The following is an 18,809-nucleotide window of genomic DNA, read 5'->3' as shown; positions in this document are numbered from 1 at the left end:
TTCCGCTGCTATTTTATCTCAAAGCGCAGTGGGTTGGTTTACGTTTTCACGACCCCACCATTTGATCGTGATACCAAGTGCCTTGCCAAGCTGGTCTGGGGCATCATCGTCTTCGATATCAAGTTCAAGATACTGCGCCGTCTGACCAAATGTGCCGTTCATATCTTTGTAGTGGCCGTTGATCCATGCCACCATCCCATCAAAAGATGCCGCTTTTTGCGGCAGCAAGCCGGGCGCACCAAGCGCCGAAAAGCGGTCCTGCATGTCGTACCAACGCTTGATACTATCGGCGACCTTTTCTGGGTTGCGCTTGAGCAAAATGAAGAGGCAGTCTGGGTGATGGTGACGTATCTGCGCAAGCAGTGCCATGTCCATCTGCGGCCACAAACTGAACGGCGGCATGATGACGTCCGCCTGCGTAATCGCATCGAAATGCTTGAGATCGAACAACGGATCGCGTCCCAACAGGTAGTTGGAATAAATACTTTGACCGACATAGAATTCGGTCTTCTTTCGGCCAAACCGTGTTGTTTTTTGCGCCGTCCAATGCGCCGCCTTCAACCCCGACCGGGTGAGAGCGGCCTGCAAGGTGGTCGTTCCGGATTTCGGAAGACCCAGGTTGAATAGTCTCATCAAACGATCCATCGGAAATTGAGGTTGGCGAATTCAGACTACAGATCGAAGGTTGCAAAGACCGGGGCGTGGTCGCTGGGCCGTTCCCAGCCGCGCGCGTGGCGGACAACGCGGCTGGAGTGGCCCGCGTTCGCGATGTCAGTGGTCGCCCAGATATGGTCGAGCCTGCGGCCCTTGTCGGCAGCGTCCCAGTCCGCCGCGCGGTAAGACCACCAACTGTAGAGATTACCATCGGGAATGTCGTTGCGGGTCACGTCGGCCCAGTCGCCTGCCGCCATGACATCGGCGAAATGCGCCACTTCGACGGGGGTATGGCTGACCACTTTGAGCAGTTTCTTATGGTCCCAGACGTCATCTTCGCGGGGGGCGATGTTGAGGTCCCCGACGAGGATGGATTTTTGAGGTTTGCTTGCATGGAACGCGTCGCGCATGTCGGTGAGATAGTCGAGTTTCTGGCCAAATTTCTCGTTCACTTCGCGGTCAGCCACATCGCCGCCTGCGGGGACATAGTGGTTGTGGATTGTCACACCATTATCCAGCCGCGCCGCGATATGGCGGGCATGGCCGAGGTTGGCAAAATCTTCCGCGCCGACCTCGACCATCGGAATTTTCGACAGAATTGCGACGCCGTTATAGCCCTTTTGGCCACGTGCGGCCATGTGGGTGTAGCCCAGCGCCTGAAACTGCGCGAGCGGGATCTTGTCGACGGGGCTTTTGCATTCCTGCAGGCACAGCACATCGGGAGCTTCTTCGTGCATCAGCTTGGCGACGATATCTTCGCGCAGGCGGACCGAGTTGATGTTCCAAGTGGCAAGGGTGAATGGCATGGTGATATCCTATTGCAGCACGGCGGCAGGGCGGATGCCGCCGACAGCCAGATCGCGCCGGTTGCGCAGGGTGGGCGTCAGACGGGCGATGGTCGCGGGATGCGCTGGGTTCAGCACGCCCAGTTTCACCAAGATCGCGGCAAGCGCCGATTCGCTGGCACGGGTCGCGCCGTCGGTGATCTTGAGCGCAACGCCCAGCCGTTTTTCGGGGATGATGGCGACGAACACGCCCTCTGCCCCGGTTTTGATCGCGACCTTGCCGTCCATGGCACGCATCAGTTCGGTGCAGGCGCGGGTTTCACCGGCGACCAATTCCGGGTAGGTGACCATGGCCTGAACCAATGCCTGTGCCGCCCGGGATCGGGTATCGGACCGGTCGTGCGCGCTGGCGAAAAACGCCATGGAGCGGGCGAGGCCGTGCAGGCTGCAGGCATGGTTGGGCGCCGAACAGCCGTCAATTCCATAGCCTGCGCTGGTTTCCTGGGTCACCTCTTCGAATGCGGCTTTGCAGGCTTGCTGCACCGGGTGGTCGATTTTTTCATAGTCCGGCCCCGCCTTCAGGTGCTGGGTCAGCGTCAGAAAGCCCGCGTGCTTGCCCGAGCAGTTATTGTGCATCTGGCAGGGCTGCGCATCGGCACGGATCAGCGCATCGCGCGCGGTCTTATCGTCGGGGGTCTGCGGGCCGCAGCGGAAATCGTCATCGGTCAGGCCCATATCCGCGAGCCAGGCACCCACGCGGTCGGTGTGGATCGCCGCACCTTGGTGTGACGCACACGACAGCGCCAATTGCGCCACCGACAGGCGCGCGCCCGCCCCGCTTTCCAGCAGTGGCAATGCCTGGATCATCTTGCACGATGATCGCGGGTAAATTATCGCCTCAGGGTCGCCCCATGCGTGCATGATCGCGCCGGTCTCGTCACAGACAACGGCATGGCCCTGATGGACACATTCCAGCAGCTCTGCGCGCCACACTTCAACCATATCAACAGGATTTGCCATTCTTTCGCCTTTTTGGGTTGTATATCCTTTGGGTTAGCAATTAGCCCGTCGTTTTGGGGGCTTTCCCCCACGGGCGGTTTTTTGCTACCCTAGTGGCTATCGAGTTGAAACAGTTCCCGCCAGCCGAAAAGGTGTCGTCAGATGCACCGAGGCGAAAACGGGGGCATCCAGAGGCAAGGACAGCTTGGAGGCTGTAATATGATTTTGAATATTTCCCGCGCGATTGGTGTCGTAGCAACGGTCTTTGTGGCGGGCTCCGCCTGGGCGCAAGAAAGTGAAAACCGGGTTGCGGCGAACACCGACTGGAGCGTGTTTGTCGAAAGTGATCCGAACGAATGCTGGGCCGTGTCTGCGCCCAAGGAGACGGTGAACGAGCGCGAAGGCACGATCGTGTCGGTGCGCCGGGGTGATATCCGCCTGATCGTTTTCTTCCGGCCCGCTGAGGGTGTCGCAGGACAGGTGATGTTTGCGGGGGGCTATCCTTTTGCGAGCGGATCCACCGTGACGATGGAGGTTGACGGCACTTCGTTCGACATGTTCACAGAGAATGAGACCGCATGGCCGGCAACACCCGAGGATGATGCCAAATTCGTGGCGGCGATGAAGCGCGGCGCGGACGCCATCGTGACGGGGCGTTCCGGGCGCGGCACGCAAACGCAGGATACCTTTAGTTTGCTGGGCTTTACCGCGGCGGTTGAAGAGGCCGCAAGCCGCTGTGCAGGGTAGACGCATTTTCTAGAAAATGCGTCGCCTCCGGCGGGGATATTTAAGCTCGGAAGAAGCGGGTTGGTTTTCTTGTGAAAGCCGCCCGTTTCCCTTATATGACAGGCTTGACCCTCGATCCGGAGTATCGACATGGACGCCAACGCCCCTATCACGCACGACGTGCTGACCATTCCTCGCAAGTTGCCGGAGGGGCCGCAGAACCTGATCGGTCTGTCGCGCGATCAAATGCGCGATGTCTTGATCAAGGTCGGTATCGCGGAAAAGCAAGCCAAGATGCGGGTGAACCAGATATGGCAGTGGCTGTATCATTGGGGTGTGCGCGATTTTGGCGAGATGACAAATCTGTCGAAAAGCGTTCGCGCGACTTTGGCCGAGAATTTTGTGATCGGGCTGCCGCAGGTCGTGACCCGGCAAGTGTCTGGCGATGGCACCCGCAAGTATCTGGTGCGGATTGCAGGCGGTCATGAGGTCGAGGTTGTTTACATCCCCGAGACTGATCGCGGCACGCTGTGCATTTCATCGCAGGTGGGTTGCACGCTGACATGTTCGTTCTGTCACACGGGCACCCAGAAGCTGGTGCGCAATCTGACAACGGCGGAAATCATCGGGCAGATCATGTTGGCCCGTGACGATCTGGGCGAATGGCCGGTCCCCGGTGCGCCAAGGGACGAGAACCGTCTTTTGTCGAACGTCGTTCTGATGGGCATGGGTGAGCCGCTGTATAATTTCGAAAACGTCCGCGACGCTATGAAGATCGCGATGGACCCCGAGGGGATTTCGCTATCGCGGCGCCGCATCACGCTGTCCACCTCTGGTGTGGTCCCCGAGATCGCCCGAACCGCCGAAGAGATTGGTTGCCAGCTGGCGATTTCGTTCCATGCCACCACCGATGAGGTGCGCGATAAGCTGGTTCCGATCAACAAGCGCTGGCCGCTGGTTGATCTGCTCGAGGCGCTGCGCAATTACCCCAAAGTGTCTAACTCCGAGCGAATCACCTTTGAATATGTGATGCTGGAAGGGGTGAACGACAGTGACGCCGATGCCCGCCGTTTGGTGAAACTGATTGAAGGTATTCCCGCCAAGATCAATTTGATCCCGTTCAACGAATGGCCCGGCGCGCCCTATAAGCGGTCGTCGAATAACCGCATTCGCGCCTTTGCCGATATCATTTATCGGGCCGGGTATTCGTCGCCCATACGCAAACCGCGTGGCGAAGACATCATGGCGGCCTGCGGGCAGTTGAAATCCGCGACCGAGCGGGCGCGAAAAACCCGGGCGGAAATCGCGGCAGAGACCGGACTTTAATTTAATATTCACTCTGTTCTGGTCCATTGACGGCATGAAACAGATAGTGCTTGGTTTACCCCCCGAACTGGTCGACGCCCTGGAACATCTGGGTGGGCGCGACGATGCGGCGATTGGCGACATCCTGCGCAATGCGCTGCGGCATGATTTGCGCCGCCGGCTGCGCACAAAGGCAGTCAAGACGGACAAGGCGCTGGCCCCGCTGCGCGCACAGTTGTCCGACGATTTGACGGCAGCGGATGATTGGAACGACGTGCAGATACGATTGCGAAAGCACGGATATCGGTTTGTGAAAAGCGGTGGCGGGCTGACGTTGGCAGACCGGTCAGGCAAGGAAATCTGTAGTGCGGCCGACCTTGGCTTTCGTCATGCAAAATTCATCCGGCGGTTTGGCATACCGTTTTCGCACATGGCCACATCGTTCGCACGGGCCGTTTAGGGCAGCACTGTGCCCCCTGTGGCTGTCATGGCGGGCACAGCCACTGATAGGGGTTTGGCGTGCGTGCGTCGTGTGGCTGGGCCGCCGGTCGTGTGTGGGCTGTGGCACTGATGCCGTGCGCAGGCCCGGCAGATGGACCGGCTGACCGTTGAGTTTTTCATGAAATGCCCCCCCGCCGCGCGGGCCACCACCGTAATAGCAGCCCCTAGCGGCCCGGCAGCACCCCACGCTTTTCGCCCCTGCCGGCCCAGTTTTCCAAGGCTGCAACGGCCTCTTCCGCGGTTTCGACAAAGCGGAACAGCGTCAGATCATCGGCCGATATCGTGCCGGCTTCGGCCAATGCGTCCCAGTTGATGATCTTTTCCCAAAACGACCGGCCGAATAACAAGAACGGCACCTGCGCCATACGACCGGTCTGAATGAGGGTCAGGGCTTCGAACATTTCATCGAGCGTGCCGAACCCCCCCGGAAAAACGCAGATCGCAGAGGCGCGCATCAAGAAGTGCATCTTGCGGATACCGAAGTAGTGGAAGTTGAAACACAGCTCTGGCGTGACATATTCGTTCGGCGCCTGTTCATGGGGCAGGACGATGTTGAAGCCGATGGATTTGCCGCCCGCATCCGCCGCGCCGCGATTGCCCGCCTCCATCACACCCGGACCGCCGCCGGTGACGATCACGTCGTCCTTGCCGCCTTTGGCCAGCGATTTGGCGGTCATGATCTGGGCAAAGCGCCGCGCCTCGGCATAATATTTCGTCAGATCGGCGAGGGTTTTGGTGCCCGCGCCGGCCTTGTTCACCGGATCGGGAATGCGCGCGCCACCGAACAGAACGATGGTCGAGTTGATCCCCGCCTCGTTCATCAGCATTTCGGGCTTGAGCAGCTCCAGTTGCAGCCGCACGGGGCGCAGTTCTTCGCGGTACATGAAGTCATCGTCGGCGAAGGCCAGTTTATAGGACGGCGCCCGTGTCTGGGCGGTATCGGGCGTATGCGTTGCTGCTTCCCGGTCCTCGTGACTGTCACGGAACGGGTGGCGTCGGTTGTCTTGCATACTGCTTTTCCTCGCATTGCGCTTTTGGCCTTTTGTGGTCTATAGCGCGTTCCAATAGCTGACCATAGGAAATTGGAGACCACCCATGTCCAACGCCGCCCTTGAGACCGCAATCGAAGCCGCGTGGGATGCCCGCGATACGATCAGCCCTGCAACGACGGGTGAAACCCGCGATGCCATCGAAGAGACGCTGAATGCGTTGGACAGCGGTGCATTGCGTGTGGCGGAAAAGCGCGAAGATGGGTCGTGGCATGTGAACCAATGGGCCAAGAAGGCGGTGCTGTTGTCATTCCGCCTGAACGACATGGAGCCGATTTCCGGCGGCAACGGCGGGTCGACCTGGTGGGATAAGGTGCCATCGAAGTTTGACGGCTGGGGCGAAACCCAGTGGCGCGACGCGGGGTTCCGCGCGGTGCCGGGGTCGATCGTGCGGCGGTCGGCATTCATCGGCAAGGGCGTTGTGCTGATGCCGTCGTTTGTGAACCTTGGCGCCTATGTTGACGAAGGCACGATGGTTGATGGCTGGGCCACGGTTGGGTCATGCGCACAGATCGGCAAGAACGTGCATCTGTCCGGTGGCGTTGGCATTGGCGGCGTGTTGGAGCCGATGCAGGCCGGCCCGACGATCATCGAAGACAACTGTTTTATCGGGGCCAGGTCCGAAGTCGTCGAGGGTTGTATCATCCGCGAGGGTTCGGTTCTGGGGATGGGCGTGTTCATCGGCCAATCGACCAAGATCGTTGACCGCGAAACCGGTGAAGTCATGTATGGTGAAGTGCCGCCCTATTCGGTCGTCGTCGCGGGGTCCATGCCATCAAAGAACGGCATCAACCTGTATTGCGCCGTCATCGTCAAGCGCGTGGACGAGCGGACCCGGTCCAAGACCGGTATCAACGACCTGTTGCGCGATTAGATGATCATCAGCCGGACCTTGGCGCGCAAACGCATTGCGGCGGGTGAACACCCGTCGCTCCGCGAGGCGTGGGGGCCGGTGGTTATCGACATCATCATCATCGCCGTGGTGCTGGCTGCGATATGGCAACCTGCACTGATGTTTGTCTATGTGATGCAATTGCCGCTGTTTGTGACAATTCTGTTCTTGATGGTGCTGATCTATGCGCCGTTGCAGATTGTCATTATCGTTTCGACCATATGGGCAGTCCGGTCGCGCTGGGAAGAAAAGGGTACGCAATGACCAAGAAACCAAGTCGTCAGCAGGTTTACACATTGCTGGTCGAGGTGGGCCGCAACGCGGGTGACGGCCTGCCCGATGGTGCCACGGGCGCGGCCCTGATGTGCTATGCCAGCGGCGTGGACGAGGCCGAGGCGGTACGCGAAACCGTCGCGATCCTGAAACAGGCTGACTTGGCCCCGCTGGATGTATCGGGCTATGGCACGCTGGACGAACGGCTGGCAGAGGGGCACGACATTGACGACGAAGAAAAGGCACTGATGCAGCGCGCGCTGGAAGAAAACAGCGTGATCGTGGCGCAGATGACGCCGTTTTTCGGGGACGATAAATAGGTCTTGGCGGCGTAGGCGTTACGTATGTTCAGAATCCAAACAGGCGTCATTTAGCGCAGCCACGAACAGACGCTCTGCGCCCACTTTGACGATTTGCGCTACTGCGGCCAAAGTCCACTTTGGCAATTTTGCTGTGAGCGATTTAAGAGGGCGGTCACTGCTTGCATGCCTTCACGACAGTCTCAAAAGCGCTCCAGATATCAGCGCTGGCTTGGCTGCGTTTCGGATGGATCAGCACAAAGTCGAATGTTTGATCTTCCTTGGCCGGCAGTTGACTGACAACTTCGTTGGCATAAACGTCCATCGTCGTCCGGGGAGATCTGGGTGAAAAGTTATGCTGTGCCGACTCGAGGGCGACACCACCACGCATCGTCGCATTCGTTCCGGGGGCCATGAACCCTTGTAACAACGGAGCTTGCGCTCCTTGAACCTCGACAATTTGATCATACTGCAATTTCGACGCATCAAACTGTGCGCTGAACAGGTCGATCGTTGAAATGTTACGGCGACTGATGTGAAAATAGTTGTTGAAATAGACGATGTGGATGCTGCAGTCCGATCCGGTAATCGACAGGCCCGACTCGTCGTCTTGATACTGGGCCACAGCCCGCAAAGCATCCAAGGCTTGGGTCACGGACACAGCGGTTTCTTGTGCTTCGCCGGATTTTGCAGCGAGCAGCTGGGAAATAGCGCTGATACAGTCCATCTGCGCCTCGGGATCGCCGGTTATGCGCTGGCAATTCTCCAACAGAGAAGACAGCAAATATTCTTCTCCATCAACGGTCAAAATTTGGTCAGCCATCACGTCGCTCGCTAAAGCCCCAATCGACATTGCAATACCGCACGCCAGCATTTTCATTTACCGTACTCCCAAAAGAGGCCACCGCGATTATCGCAACTCTCTTACCGATTATTCATTGTGTATTTAGCAAACGACGGCCTGCCTATCGTGGCCAAGGCGAACCATTTTGGTTTGCCTTGGCTACATATTTTGCCGCGCAATAACTGAAAAATCAGTTGTCCAGTACGAAGTCGCTTTTATCGATGCCGTATGCTTCCTTGGCAGCCGATATGCGAACACCCAACGTTTCTTTTAACGCGATCCAGACAATGCTGGTCGTCACGCCAACATAGGTGATGACGATCAAGACTGAGGACAGCTGCCCGAGAACGGACGCGTCAGGGTTTGTGAAACCCGCAGCAATGGTTCCCCAGATACCGCAGAACAGATGAACCGGGACGGCCCCCACGACGTCGTCAATTTTGAAGTAGTCGAGAATCTGAGTGGCCCAGAAGATGATCAAGCCGCCGCCCATGCCAACCGCAAACGCCCAGAAGGGTGTAGGGAAGAGCGGCTCTGCAGTGATCGCGACCAAGCCACCAAGTGCCCCGTTGAGCATGAAGGCAAGATCAAAGCGAAACTCCCGCAGGTACGACAGAAACGCTGCAACAATGACCCCGCCTGCGGCGGCCAAGTTCGTATTGAGGAAAATGCGAGACACATTAGCTGCGTCTGCATCTGATGCAAAGCTGAGGTAGGAGCCCGCATTGAACCCGTACCACCCCATCCACAAGATCAAGGTCCCAATCGTTGCCAGCGGCAAAGAGTGATTGCCAAGGGCAACTTTCTTTCCGTCGATGAATCGCCCCTCGCGCGCACCGACAAACAGCGCGCCGGTCAATGCTGCAACACCGCCAACGACGTGAACAACCGTACTACCGGCCAAATCTTTAAAACCAAGGTCAGCAGCCAAGAATCCGCCACCCCATGTCCAGGAGGCCTGAATGGGATAGATGACGGCTGTCAAAACGGCAGTGAAGATGAAGAACGACACAATCTTTACGCGCTCAGCAATGGCTCCGGACACAATGGACGCAACAGCCACGCAGAACATGGACTGAAAGAAAATATCAGCGGCGCCGGCATGACCGCGACCGACGAAATCGGATCCACTGTCAACAACATCCGTGATCTCGATGGCACCAGAAAATCCCAAGACACCAGGCATGATCCAGTTTCCATTTGGGAACATGAGGCCGTATCCGCTCAGTATGAATGCCGTCGATGCAATAGCAAAAAGACCGATGTTCTTGGCACATTGGCTGACGACGTTTTTCTCGCGAACAAAGCCCGCTTCGAGCATCGCGAAGCCTGCTGTCATCCACATGACCAGAACGCCGCAGAAGACGATGAACAATGTGTTCATGACAAAGGGTGAGACACCTGACGACGCCTGTTGCGCTTGCGCAGGCCCGGCGAACAGGGCAGCTAGCAATGCGACTCCAACAACTTTTCTCATTTCGTACTCTCTACTATAAAAAACACTATGGGTTGACTTTTTTTTTCGCCCAAAAGTTAGGCCAATTTATGTCCATTTTGCTCTATTTTTAGTCAAGTTTGTGTTCGGCGCAATCTAGTTCTTAGCCACCCGCGCGCCCACATTTATGAACTCGCGCGATGTGAAAGCAGGCGCCACGACTTTGATTTGGGACATGATGTTGGGACTGCATTGGAAATTCATCGCGACATAAATCAGACCCCCATGGAAAGGGGATTACGTCCACGTCCGCACATTCGCACACCCGGTGAATTGCATCCCCCCGCCCTTCACGCTAGCCATAGCGCAAAGGAGCCTGCCCCATGCCCATTGATCCCGTTGCCCTGACCGCTGATCTGGTCCGCTGCCCCTCGGTCACGCCGATTGAGGGCGGCGCTCTCGTTTTGCTGGAACGGCTGTTGTCAGATGCGGGTTTCACCTGCACCCGTGTGGATCGCGGCGGCGTTGCGAACCTGTTTGCCCGCTGGGGTCGTCGGGGGGCGAACCGGACGTTCGGCTTTAACGGCCATACCGATGTGGTGCCGATTGGCGACGCGGCGGATTGGTCCGTGGATCCGTTTGGCGCCCAGATCAGGGATGGCTATCTTTATGGTCGAGGGTCCACGGACATGAAATCCGGTGTGGCCGCATTTGCTGCCGCAGCGATTGATTTTGTGACCGAAACGCCCCCTGACGGTGCGGTCGTATTGGCCATTACCGGGGACGAGGAAGGCGATGCATTGGATGGCACGACCGCCTTGCTGGATTGGATGGCTGCCAACAACGAGGCGATGTCGGTTTGTCTGGTGGGCGAACCGACCTGCCCGGATGTGATGGGCGAGGCGATGAAGATTGGCCGACGTGGGTCTCTGACGGTGTGGTTCACGGTGCGCGGGGTGCAGGGCCATGCCGCTTATCCGCACCGCGCGAAAAACCCCCTGCCGGCGATGGCCCGTTTGATGGATCGGTTGTCATCGCATGTACTGGACGAGGGGACAGAACATTTTGATGCGTCAAGCTTGGCCGTGGTGACTATTGATACAGGGAACCCGGCGACGAATGTGATCCCGGCGACCTGCCGTGCGACCGTGAATGTGCGGTTTAACGACGCCCATTCCAGCCAGTCCATCATTGACTGGCTGAACGGCGAAGCCGCAAAGATCGCCACGGAATACGGTGTTGGGATTGACAACACGGTCAAGGTATCAGGCGAAAGTTTCCTGACGCCGCCGGGCGATTTGTCGGATTTGATCAGTGCGGCGGTGCAGGCCGAGACAGGCCGGAAGCCGGTTCTGTCGACGTCGGGGGGCACGTCGGATGCGCGGTTCGTCAAGGATCACTGTCCGGTCGTGGAATTCGGTCTGGTCGGAAAGACCATGCATCAGGTGGATGAACGGGTCGCGGTCGCGCAGATCGTCCAACTCAAGGCGATTTACCGGCGGATTTTGACCGATTATTTCGCCTGATCCTTACCTGTCGTGCCCACCCTTTTCCGCCAGAATCGCTGGCGTATATATTGTGATGACGGCCCTTTCGCCGCGTGCTAATGCTGGCCCATGACACGCATCCCATCCAAATCCGAGATCCTTGAATGGATCGCCCAGAACCCCACCAAAGCTGCCAAACGCGATATCGCGAAGGCCTTTGACATCAAAGGCGCAGCGCGCATTGACCTCAAGAGCCTGCTCAGAGAGCTGGAGACGGAGGGCAAGCTGACCAAGCGGCGCAGCAGTTATCGCGATGCCGAAGACCTGCCGCCGGTATCCGTGCTGGAGATTTTGGTGCCCGACGCAGACGGTGATTTGTTTGCGCGGCCTTTGGAATGGCAAGGTCAGGGCGCCGAGCCACGCATTTTGATGCTGCCGCGCGCGGGTGATCCCGCGTTAGGTGCGGGCGACCGTATTCTCGGGCGCGTGACCGTCGATAAGACCGAAGACCACAGCCACACCGCCCGCATGATCCGCCGGATCGGGACCAACCCATTGCGGATTTTGGGCGTCTACCGGGAAGGGTCCGAAGGGGGGCGTGTGCTGGCCGTCGATAAAGGGTCGGACCGGCAGTGGGTTGTCGCCGCCGGCGCGACTGGCGGCGCAAAAGATGGTGAATTGGTCGAGGCCGAACAGGCCGGGCCAAAGGGCCGCCTAGGCCTGCCCAAGGCGCGGATCGTTGCCCGTTTGGGCGACCCGACAGAGCCGCGTGCGGTGTCGCTGATTGCTATTCACCAGCACGGTATTCCCGATCACTTCTCTGATGCGGCCGTTGCCGAGGCGGATGCTGCGATACCTGCCGGGCTGGACGGCCGCACGGATCTGCGCGACCTGCCGCTGATCACGATTGACCCATTTGACGCCCGCGACCGCGACGATGCCTGCTACGTGCAGACGGACCCCGACCCCAAGAACGAGGGTGGTTTCATCATATGGGTCGCGATTGCCGATGTGGCATACTATGTGCGTCCGGGATCGGAACTGGACCGCGAGGCGCGCAAGCGCGGCAATTCCAGCTATTTCCCTGACCGCGTCGTACCGATGTTGCCCGACCGGCTGTCGGGGGACCTGTGTTCCCTGCATGAAGGTGTCGAACGCGCCTGTGTCGCGGTTGCGATGCGCATTGATGCCCACGGCAACAAGATCAGCCATGAGTTCTGCCGTGGGCTGATGAAATCGGTCGCCGCGCTGAATTATCAAGAGGTGCAGGCGGGCATGGACGGGCAGCCGGGCGACAAGGTTGCCCCGTTGATGGATGATATCATCAGGCCGATGTATGCTGCTTACGATGCGCTGACCAAGGCGCGTGCGGCGCGGCAGCCGCTGGATCTTGACCTGCCTGAACGCCAAATCGTGCTGGATGACAACGGCAAGGTGGCGTCGGTCAATTTCAAGGCGCGGCTGGACGCCCATAAGCTGATCGAAGAATTCATGGTGCTGGCCAATGTCGCCGCCGCAGAAACGCTGGTCGCCAAGAAATCGCCGCTGCTGTTCCGGGTCCACGAAGAACCGGCACCCGAAAAGCTGGAGGCACTGCGCGAGGTCGCAGCGGCGTCGGGGCTGACGCTGGCAAAGGGACAGGTGCTGAAGACGGCGCACCTGAACCGGCTATTGTCGCAGGCCGAGGGCACCGACAATGATGAACTGATCAATATGGCGACGTTGCGGTCGATGACGCAGGCCTATTACAACCCCGATAACTTTGGCCATTTCGGGCTGGCGCTGCTGGCGTATGCGCATTTCACATCGCCGATTCGCCGGTATTCCGATCTGATCGTGCATCGTGCGCTGATCGCTGCGCATGGCTGGGGCAAGGACGGTTTGTCGCCCGACGATATCGCGCAGTTGCCCGAGACCGCAAAACAGATCAGCGACACAGAGCGTCGGTCGATGGCCGCCGAACGTGACACCACCGACCGCTATCTTGCCGCGTTTCTGTCAGACCGAATCGGGTATGAAATTGGGGGTCGGATCAGCGGGATTGCCAAGTTTGGCGTCTTTGTGAAGCTGGACGAAACCGGCGCCGACGCGATGATCCCGATCCGCACGCTGGGCGCGGAATATTTCCACTATGATCCCGAAACCCAGACGTTGATGGGCGCGGATTCCGGGGTTGTGATCCGTCTTGGCCAGCGGGTCACTGTCAAGCTGATCGAGGCCGCGCCGGTGACCGGCGGGCTGATCGTAGAGCTGATCACCCTGGACGAAAAAACCATGCCGCGCGGACCGTCACGGGGCCGTGGCAAGCCACCGCGCCGCAAGGTGGGATCAGCCAAGAAAAAGGCGGCCAAGACGGCGCGCAAGGTGAAACGCACGCGGCATTAGGCCGCGCGCGTCGGCGGCATATACCGCCGATCTGGCGGAGAGTTGATTTTGATCCGGCGGCGGGTGTGCTAATCTCTGCGAAAACCAATAATGGAGGTTTGCAGTGCATCGTCGAACATTTATCGCAACGGCGCTTGCCGGTATGGCAACGGCACATGGTGCTGGCGCGCAGGCCGGTGGATTTGGCAATTGGATAGCCGGGTTTCGCGGCCGTGCCCGCAGCGCCGGTATTTCCGACCGGACATTCGACGCGGCATTTGCCGGGGCCCAGTACCTGCCAGACAGTATCGCCCGCGACAGCAATCAGGCCGAATTTGTCAAACCCTTGGGCGATTATATGTCCACGGCCGCATCCGATACGCGCGTCGCCACTGGCCGGGGGATGACCCAGCAATATGCCAACCTGCTGGGACGTATTGAGGCCACATATGGTGTTGATGCCCATGTGGTCACCGCGATTTGGGGCATGGAAAGCAATTATGGCCAACGCCGGGGTGATACGCCGCTGATTTCAACGCTGGCCACGCTGGCCTACGACGGGCGACGGGGCCGGTTTTTCGAAGAACAATTGGTCGCAGCGCTTGGGATTTTGCAGCGCGGCGATGTGGCGCCCCGCAACATGACCGGATCATGGGCAGGCGCGATGGGGCACACCCAGTTCATTCCAACGTCGTATCAGGCCTATGCTGTGGATTTCACCGGGGATGGCAGGCGCGATATCTGGGCCGATGATCCCAGTGATGCGCTGGCATCGACCGCCGCATATCTGCGCCGTTTTGGCTGGCAGCAGGGCCAGCCCTGGGGGGTCGAGGTGCGGCTGCCGCGTGGTTTTGACTTTGGTCAATCGGGGCGTGCGGCGCGCCGGTCCCCTGCGGATTGGGGCCAGCAGGGTGTGCGTGGTGTCGATGGGCAGATGGTCCCGGATTATGGCGAAGCGGCACTGATCACGCCGACCGGCGCCGGTGGGCCCGCGTTTCTGGTGTTCCGCAACTATGACGTGATCGGGCGGTACAACAATGCGCAGGCCTATATCATCGGCGTGGGCCATTTGGGCGACCGCATCAGGGGGCTGGCGCCGTTACAGGCCGCCTGGCCCGCCGGCGAACGCGGCTTGCTGCGCGCCGAGCGGGTCGAGTTGCAGCAACGTCTGACGTCTGCGGGATTTTCGACGCAAGGTGTGGATGGCAGGATCGGGCCAAACAGTGTGGCCGCGATCCAAAGCTATCAGCGCAGTCAGGGCTTGACGCCGGATGGTTATGCGTCGCTGCGGTTACTTGAACGGCTGCGCTGAGCAGGTGTCACCGCGCATGCACGATGTCAGCGCGTCCAGCACCGCCTGCGACGGGTCCTGAAAGATCATGCCGCCGCAGGGTTCGGCCTGCATCGTCACCGGGTCGCTGTCGGCGCGCACGAAATACAGCGCATCACCGCCACTGCGCGCCGTGCCGCACCATGGCCCGGCACAACTGACCTGTAGGGTGGCCGGGCTGATGTAATCGGACGTGAAGCCATCAAGCGTCAGTCCCTTGCCACGAAACCGGGCGGGGATGGGCGCGGGATCAGTCGTGCGGCGGTTCGACACGGCAGGCGGCAGCGCGCCTTCGTCAAAGGTCAGATCACCATAAAGAACGAAATACGCATCGGGCGCCGCCGCGACCCGCTGGAAGGTCGCAATCGGGGCGGGCTGCACACAACTAAGTGCGGCGGCCTGTCCGGCGATTGAAGCGAGGATCACAACGAGGGTGGAAAGTTGCATGCGGCGGCTCCTGTTGTCAGAGCTTGGTTTGGAATTCGGCCAGAACCTGTTCATAGACCGCCCGCTTGAAGGGCACGATCGCGTCGACCAACGCGCCTGACGGGATCCACTTCCAACGCGAAAATTCCGGGTAGGCCGTTGCGATTTGGATCTGATCATCGGCACCGTGAAAGCGCATCAGGAACCATTTCTGTTCTTGCCCCCGATAGCGGCCTTTCCAGATATTCGGCACCAGATCATGCGGCAGATCATACGGGATCAGGCCAGCGGTTTCGGCCTCGAGGGTGACAAGGTTGGGGGTAATGCCCGTTTCCTCCTGAAGTTCACGCAGGGCAGCATCGCGGGTGTTTTCACCTTTGTCCACGCCGCCTTGGGGCATTTGCCAGGCGTCGGTATCGCGGTCAATCCGCTGGCCCACAAAGATGTGCCCCCGCGTGTTGGCCAGCATAATGCCGACGCAGGGCCGGTAGGGCAGTTGTGCGATTTCTTCAGGGGTCATGAATGGGCCTTGGTGTTTCATATGCGTGCCTTCCAGTGTTGCCTAAATATAGGCATAAGGTCCAGCCGCTATACGATAACAAGCCGTGTTTCGTGGCGTATGTGGCGGGCAATCCAGCACAGGTCAGCCCGTGAAAACGCCACGCAACCCGCCGTGGGTCGCCCCGGACCCCGCCATTGGTGTAGAAAAATAGCGGAACCGCGCCCTTTGACTGCGTAGGGCCAGTTCCAATCGGTCAGAATGATCAGATCATACATCGGGTCGGCACGGCGCAGGTTTTCATGGCCAAAGCGATGCGGGACGCGGACCATCATGTTGTAGTCGGGGTCGCGCACATCATCTGACCACAGATCACCGGGCCGGATCGGCAGTGCCCAGTCGGTGGGCCGCGCCATCCGATCTGGCCGGTACAGCATCCCGACGATGCAATGCGTGCCACGGGGGGTGGCCCCGTCGCCTTCTGCCTTGCGACCGGTCACACCGCCGCGCCCAATGGTGCGGGGGAAACGGCGGTTCATGAACCGCAGGTGGGTCGGGGTCAGGACAAGGTCAGTGCGGTTCATCTACCGATCAATCTCGTAGGGTGGATTTCAATCCACCTTACGGTTTGGCAACGCCGGGCTAAAACAAATGCCCGGATTTCGCGGCCTTGGTTGCAAGATATGCCGCATTGTGTCGGTTCTCACCAACCTTGAGCGGCACGCGTTCCGTCACTGTGATACCGGCACTTTCCATACGGGCCACTTTGGCGGGGTTGTTGGTCATCAGGCGCACCGCATTGAACCCCATCCGTTTGAGAATCTCCGCGCCGATCCGAAAATCCCGCTCGTCATCTTCAAAACCCAGCCGGTGGTTCGCCTCCACGGTGTCAAACCCTTGATCCTGCAGTGAATAGGCGCGCATTTTGTTGGCAAGCCCAATCCCACGCCCTTCTTGATTTAGGTACAGAAGGACCCCTGCCCCTTCGGCGCCCATTTGCGCCAGAGCACCACGCAGCTGCGGACCGCAGTCGCATTTCAGCGACCCCAGCAGATCACCCGTGAAACAAGCAGAATGTAGCCGCGACAGCACAGGTTCTGACCGATCAGGCCGGCCTATTTCAACGGCATAATGTTCCTCGGCACCATCGTCGGGACGGAAAATGTGCAAACGCCCCGCTTCGGACACCGCAAGCGGCAGGCGGGCGCTGACGATTTCGTGCAGCGGGCTAAGGCCGGTATCCACGGCGGCATCCGCCGGAACAAGCGTCAGGTTATGGGTCGCGGCAAAGGACGCCGGATCAGCGACGGGCAGCACCACAGCGGCGGGCAGAAGGCGCGCGGCCTTGGTCAGCGCAATTGCGGCACGGTGCAGGTCGGCTGATCCGTCGCGCTGGCTTTGCAGGGGGCCTTTCATCGGGGCGCGCAGATCATCGGCAGGATTTGCGACGGACCGGACCCACGACAGGGTAACATCGCGCGGCAGCAAAATGCGGGCAACATCCCCGTCATAGGCGCGCGCCTTGAGCGTTTCAGCGCGCCTGCCTGTCACCACAAGCACCGGAGCGCCACCCAATGTGCGCAGATATGCCAGACGCGTGGCATCCAGCGTCTCGGCGGCCAACACAACGGCACCGTCGTCCAGCACAATCGGCACGCCCATCCGCAGATCCGCACGTGCGCGGGCCAGCCGTTCTGTAATATCCGGGGAAAAGCCCATGCATGTCCGCCTCGTGTTTGTTTCATCAGATAGCTATTTTCGCAGCAAAGTGAAACAATTCACGGTGAAATCACACGTCCGTGTGAAAAATTTGCACGATGGCTTGTCGGATACGTGTCTTAAGCACACTTGATTAGTCATAGCGAAGGAGAATGTCATGGGACAGCTCAAGAAAATTCTACTGGTCGACGACGACGACGATCTGCGCGAGGCGCTGGGTGAACAGTTGCTGATGACAGAGGATTTCGATGTCTTCGAAGCCGATGATGGCGCAAGCGCGATGGTCAAGGCCAAGGAAGGTCTTTACGATCTGATGATCCTCGATGTTGGCCTGCCCGACACCGATGGTCGCGAGCTGTGTCGGCTGATGCGCAAACAAGGCATAAAATGCCCGATTGTGATGCTGACGGCGCAGGACAGCGATGCCGACACGATTTATGGCCTTGATGCGGGTGCCAATGATTATGTCAGCAAACCGTTCAAGTTCCCCGTGCTCTTGGCCCGGATTCGCAGCCAGCTGCGCACCCACGAGCAATCCGAAGATGCGGTGTTCCAGCTTGGGCCTTACACCTTCAAGCCAGCCCAGAAAATGCTTGTGACAGAAGACGATAAGAAGGTTCGGCTGACCGAAAAAGAGACGAATATCCTTAAGTTTCTGTACCGCGCAACCGACGGCGTTGTGCCCCGCGATGTGCTGTTACACGAGGTCTGGGGGTATAATGCGGGCGTGACGACGCACACATTGGAGACACATATTTACCGTCTTCGTCAAAAAATAGAACCAGATCCGTCCAATGCGCGCCTTCTTGTGACCGAATCTGGTGGTTATAGATTGGTGGCGTAGTGTTTACCCGGCGATCAGGGTTCCGTCCCTTTCCTGATCGCCGGGGCTTATCAGTTCCCTACGGTGATGGGGTCATATCACCACCTCGGTAAAGGTGCATATTTGGCAACCGCTTGATCACTCCGTACCAAGCAAACGATCAGAACCGGACCTTCGTGCAACTCCAAGCGGAGGTCCGGTTCGACCTGAGACTGATGGGTGCTGGACTACGCCAATATGACTGCTAACGGCCCATGGACGAAGCCGCTCCGCGGCATTGGTGCTTTCTGCTGATGGCGTGATACGCTCGTAACAGTGCGCATTTTGCGATTTGACCAACTTGCCTGATGATTGGGGTCTTCTCAATCATCAGACAGGAGGTTTCCATGACAGAGGAGA

Annotated in this window: 20 protein-coding genes; 10 read left to right on the top strand and 10 right to left on the bottom strand. The window is 59.0% G+C overall.

The genetic code is table 11. The annotated features are described in order from the left end of the window. Positions 1-18: 18 nt before the first annotated feature. Genes QZ196_RS12290 through QZ196_RS12280 form a run of 3 tightly spaced genes read right to left on the bottom strand, consistent with a single transcriptional unit; the run spans position 19 to position 2,459 of the window. Positions 19-633 carry a sulfotransferase gene (locus tag QZ196_RS12290; protein WP_296426802.1) on the bottom strand — a complete coding sequence of 205 codons (615 nt, stop codon included), beginning with the start codon at positions 631-633 and terminating at the stop codon, positions 19-21. Positions 634-671: 38 nt separating this feature from the next. Next, positions 672-1,460 (bottom strand): exodeoxyribonuclease III, encoded by a 789-nt coding sequence (locus tag QZ196_RS12285; RefSeq protein WP_296426799.1) that lies wholly within the window; start codon positions 1,458-1,460, stop codon positions 672-674. A 9-nt stretch (positions 1,461-1,469) separates the two neighbouring features. Continuing rightward, the gene (locus QZ196_RS12280) at positions 1,470-2,459 is read right to left on the bottom strand and encodes an asparaginase (RefSeq protein ID WP_296426797.1); all 990 of its coding nucleotides are present in this window, start codon (positions 2,457-2,459) and stop codon (positions 1,470-1,472) included. Positions 2,460-2,657: 198 nt separating this feature from the next. Between QZ196_RS12280 and QZ196_RS12275 the strand changes: the two genes are divergently transcribed. The 3 genes from QZ196_RS12275 (at position 2,658) to QZ196_RS12265 (ending at position 4,929) form a co-directional block, all read left to right on the top strand. Continuing rightward, positions 2,658-3,185: an invasion associated locus B family protein gene (locus QZ196_RS12275; RefSeq protein WP_296426795.1), complete on the top strand. Its 528-nt coding sequence runs from the start codon at positions 2,658-2,660 to the stop codon at positions 3,183-3,185. Positions 3,186-3,314: 129 nt separating this feature from the next. Beyond that, a complete protein-coding gene (gene rlmN, locus QZ196_RS12270) occupies positions 3,315-4,490 on the top strand; it encodes a 23S rRNA (adenine(2503)-C(2))-methyltransferase RlmN (protein ID WP_296426793.1) in 1,176 nt (391 codons plus the stop codon). Between the two features lie 34 nt (positions 4,491-4,524). Next, positions 4,525-4,929, top strand: coding sequence for a hypothetical protein (locus QZ196_RS12265; protein ID WP_296426791.1), 405 nt, complete (start codon positions 4,525-4,527; stop codon positions 4,927-4,929). A 205-nt stretch (positions 4,930-5,134) separates the two neighbouring features. Here the strand turns inward: QZ196_RS12265 and QZ196_RS12260 are convergent, their stop codons facing one another. Continuing rightward, positions 5,135-5,980 (bottom strand): TIGR00730 family Rossman fold protein, encoded by an 846-nt coding sequence (locus QZ196_RS12260; RefSeq protein WP_296426789.1) that lies wholly within the window; start codon positions 5,978-5,980, stop codon positions 5,135-5,137. A gap of 85 nt (positions 5,981-6,065) precedes the next feature. On the opposite strand from QZ196_RS12260, the gene dapD reads away from it, so the two are divergent. Genes dapD through QZ196_RS12245 form a run of 3 tightly spaced genes read left to right on the top strand, consistent with a single transcriptional unit; the run spans position 6,066 to position 7,504 of the window. Then, on the top strand, positions 6,066-6,893 hold the full coding sequence (gene dapD / locus QZ196_RS12255; protein ID WP_296426788.1) for a 2,3,4,5-tetrahydropyridine-2,6-dicarboxylate N-succinyltransferase: 828 nt from the start codon (positions 6,066-6,068) through the stop codon (positions 6,891-6,893). Continuing rightward, positions 6,894-7,175 carry a hypothetical protein gene (locus QZ196_RS12250; protein WP_296426786.1) on the top strand — a complete coding sequence of 94 codons (282 nt, stop codon included), beginning with the start codon at positions 6,894-6,896 and terminating at the stop codon, positions 7,173-7,175. Then, a complete protein-coding gene (locus QZ196_RS12245; RefSeq protein ID WP_296426784.1) occupies positions 7,172-7,504 on the top strand; it encodes a hypothetical protein in 333 nt (110 codons plus the stop codon). The genes QZ196_RS12250 and QZ196_RS12245 overlap by 4 nt, the downstream gene beginning before the upstream one ends. A gap of 154 nt (positions 7,505-7,658) precedes the next feature. Here QZ196_RS12245 and QZ196_RS12240 read toward each other — a convergent pair whose 3' ends face one another. Then, positions 7,659-8,363, bottom strand: coding sequence for a hypothetical protein (locus tag QZ196_RS12240; RefSeq protein WP_296426782.1), 705 nt, complete (start codon positions 8,361-8,363; stop codon positions 7,659-7,661). A 154-nt stretch (positions 8,364-8,517) separates the two neighbouring features. Beyond that, positions 8,518-9,804, bottom strand: a complete 1,287-nt coding sequence (locus QZ196_RS12235) for an ammonium transporter (protein ID WP_296426779.1) — start codon at positions 9,802-9,804, stop codon at positions 8,518-8,520. 341 nt (positions 9,805-10,145) lie between these two features. Here QZ196_RS12235 and dapE point away from each other — a divergent pair, with 341 nt between their 5' ends. From dapE to QZ196_RS12220, 3 genes are all read left to right on the top strand, one after another. Beyond that, complete coding sequence (gene dapE / locus QZ196_RS12230; protein ID WP_296426777.1) at positions 10,146-11,288, top strand: succinyl-diaminopimelate desuccinylase; 1,143 nt, start codon at positions 10,146-10,148, stop codon at positions 11,286-11,288. 90 nt (positions 11,289-11,378) lie between these two features. After that, positions 11,379-13,634, top strand: coding sequence for a ribonuclease R (gene rnr / locus QZ196_RS12225; RefSeq protein ID WP_296426776.1), 2,256 nt, complete (start codon positions 11,379-11,381; stop codon positions 13,632-13,634). A gap of 142 nt (positions 13,635-13,776) precedes the next feature. Next, a complete protein-coding gene (locus QZ196_RS12220; RefSeq protein ID WP_296426844.1) occupies positions 13,777-14,925 on the top strand; it encodes a lytic murein transglycosylase in 1,149 nt (382 codons plus the stop codon). On the opposite strand, the gene QZ196_RS12215 is transcribed toward QZ196_RS12220, so the two are convergent. The 4 genes from QZ196_RS12215 to ribA form a co-directional block, all read right to left on the bottom strand. Then, positions 14,905-15,390 carry a hypothetical protein gene (locus QZ196_RS12215; RefSeq protein WP_296426775.1) on the bottom strand — a complete coding sequence of 162 codons (486 nt, stop codon included), beginning with the start codon at positions 15,388-15,390 and terminating at the stop codon, positions 14,905-14,907. The genes QZ196_RS12220 and QZ196_RS12215 overlap by 21 nt on opposite strands. A 16-nt stretch (positions 15,391-15,406) precedes the next feature. Beyond that, entirely contained in the window at positions 15,407-15,889 is a 483-nt protein-coding gene (locus QZ196_RS12210) for an RNA pyrophosphohydrolase (protein WP_296426773.1), read from the bottom strand. Positions 15,890-15,957: 68 nt separating this feature from the next. Further along, complete coding sequence (locus tag QZ196_RS12205; RefSeq protein ID WP_296426771.1) at positions 15,958-16,452, bottom strand: L,D-transpeptidase family protein; 495 nt, start codon at positions 16,450-16,452, stop codon at positions 15,958-15,960. 58 nt (positions 16,453-16,510) lie between these two features. Next, positions 16,511-17,587, bottom strand: coding sequence for a GTP cyclohydrolase II (ribA, locus tag QZ196_RS12200; RefSeq protein ID WP_296426769.1), 1,077 nt, complete (start codon positions 17,585-17,587; stop codon positions 16,511-16,513). Positions 17,588-17,744: 157 nt separating this feature from the next. On the opposite strand from ribA, the gene QZ196_RS12195 reads away from it, so the two are divergent. Continuing rightward, positions 17,745-18,431, top strand: a complete 687-nt coding sequence (locus QZ196_RS12195; protein ID WP_296426767.1) for a response regulator transcription factor — start codon at positions 17,745-17,747, stop codon at positions 18,429-18,431. Positions 18,432-18,809 lie beyond the last annotated feature (378 nt).

Origin of the sequence: Yoonia sp., from assembly GCF_017854565.1 — a bacterium.
Lineage (GTDB): Bacteria > Pseudomonadota > Alphaproteobacteria > Rhodobacterales > Rhodobacteraceae > Yoonia.
Note: the sequence above shows the minus strand (reverse complement) of the source record. Positions and strands in the feature narration are given on the sequence as shown.

Coding starts and splice junctions, on each gene's coding strand:
- QZ196_RS12290 (WP_296426802.1), bottom strand. CDS start 633: ATGAGACTATTCAACCTGGGTCTTCCGAAATCCGGAACGACCACCTTG.
- QZ196_RS12285 (WP_296426799.1), bottom strand. CDS start 1,460: ATGCCATTCACCCTTGCCACTTGGAACATCAACTCGGTCCGCCTGCGC.
- QZ196_RS12280 (WP_296426797.1), bottom strand. CDS start 2,459: ATGGCAAATCCTGTTGATATGGTTGAAGTGTGGCGCGCAGAGCTGCTG.
- QZ196_RS12275 (WP_296426795.1), top strand. CDS start 2,658: ATGATTTTGAATATTTCCCGCGCGATTGGTGTCGTAGCAACGGTCTTT.
- rlmN (WP_296426793.1), top strand. CDS start 3,315: ATGGACGCCAACGCCCCTATCACGCACGACGTGCTGACCATTCCTCGC.
- QZ196_RS12265 (WP_296426791.1), top strand. CDS start 4,525: ATGAAACAGATAGTGCTTGGTTTACCCCCCGAACTGGTCGACGCCCTG.
- QZ196_RS12260 (WP_296426789.1), bottom strand. CDS start 5,980: ATGCAAGACAACCGACGCCACCCGTTCCGTGACAGTCACGAGGACCGG.
- dapD (WP_296426788.1), top strand. CDS start 6,066: ATGTCCAACGCCGCCCTTGAGACCGCAATCGAAGCCGCGTGGGATGCC.
- QZ196_RS12250 (WP_296426786.1), top strand. CDS start 6,894: ATGATCATCAGCCGGACCTTGGCGCGCAAACGCATTGCGGCGGGTGAA.
- QZ196_RS12245 (WP_296426784.1), top strand. CDS start 7,172: ATGACCAAGAAACCAAGTCGTCAGCAGGTTTACACATTGCTGGTCGAG.
- QZ196_RS12240 (WP_296426782.1), bottom strand. CDS start 8,363: ATGAAAATGCTGGCGTGCGGTATTGCAATGTCGATTGGGGCTTTAGCG.
- QZ196_RS12235 (WP_296426779.1), bottom strand. CDS start 9,804: ATGAGAAAAGTTGTTGGAGTCGCATTGCTAGCTGCCCTGTTCGCCGGG.
- dapE (WP_296426777.1), top strand. CDS start 10,146: ATGCCCATTGATCCCGTTGCCCTGACCGCTGATCTGGTCCGCTGCCCC.
- rnr (WP_296426776.1), top strand. CDS start 11,379: ATGACACGCATCCCATCCAAATCCGAGATCCTTGAATGGATCGCCCAG.
- QZ196_RS12220 (WP_296426844.1), top strand. CDS start 13,777: ATGGCAACGGCACATGGTGCTGGCGCGCAGGCCGGTGGATTTGGCAAT.
- QZ196_RS12215 (WP_296426775.1), bottom strand. CDS start 15,390: ATGCAACTTTCCACCCTCGTTGTGATCCTCGCTTCAATCGCCGGACAG.
- QZ196_RS12210 (WP_296426773.1), bottom strand. CDS start 15,889: ATGACCCCTGAAGAAATCGCACAACTGCCCTACCGGCCCTGCGTCGGC.
- QZ196_RS12205 (WP_296426771.1), bottom strand. CDS start 16,452: ATGAACCGCACTGACCTTGTCCTGACCCCGACCCACCTGCGGTTCATG.
- ribA (WP_296426769.1), bottom strand. CDS start 17,587: ATGGGCTTTTCCCCGGATATTACAGAACGGCTGGCCCGCGCACGTGCG.
- QZ196_RS12195 (WP_296426767.1), top strand. CDS start 17,745: ATGGGACAGCTCAAGAAAATTCTACTGGTCGACGACGACGACGATCTG.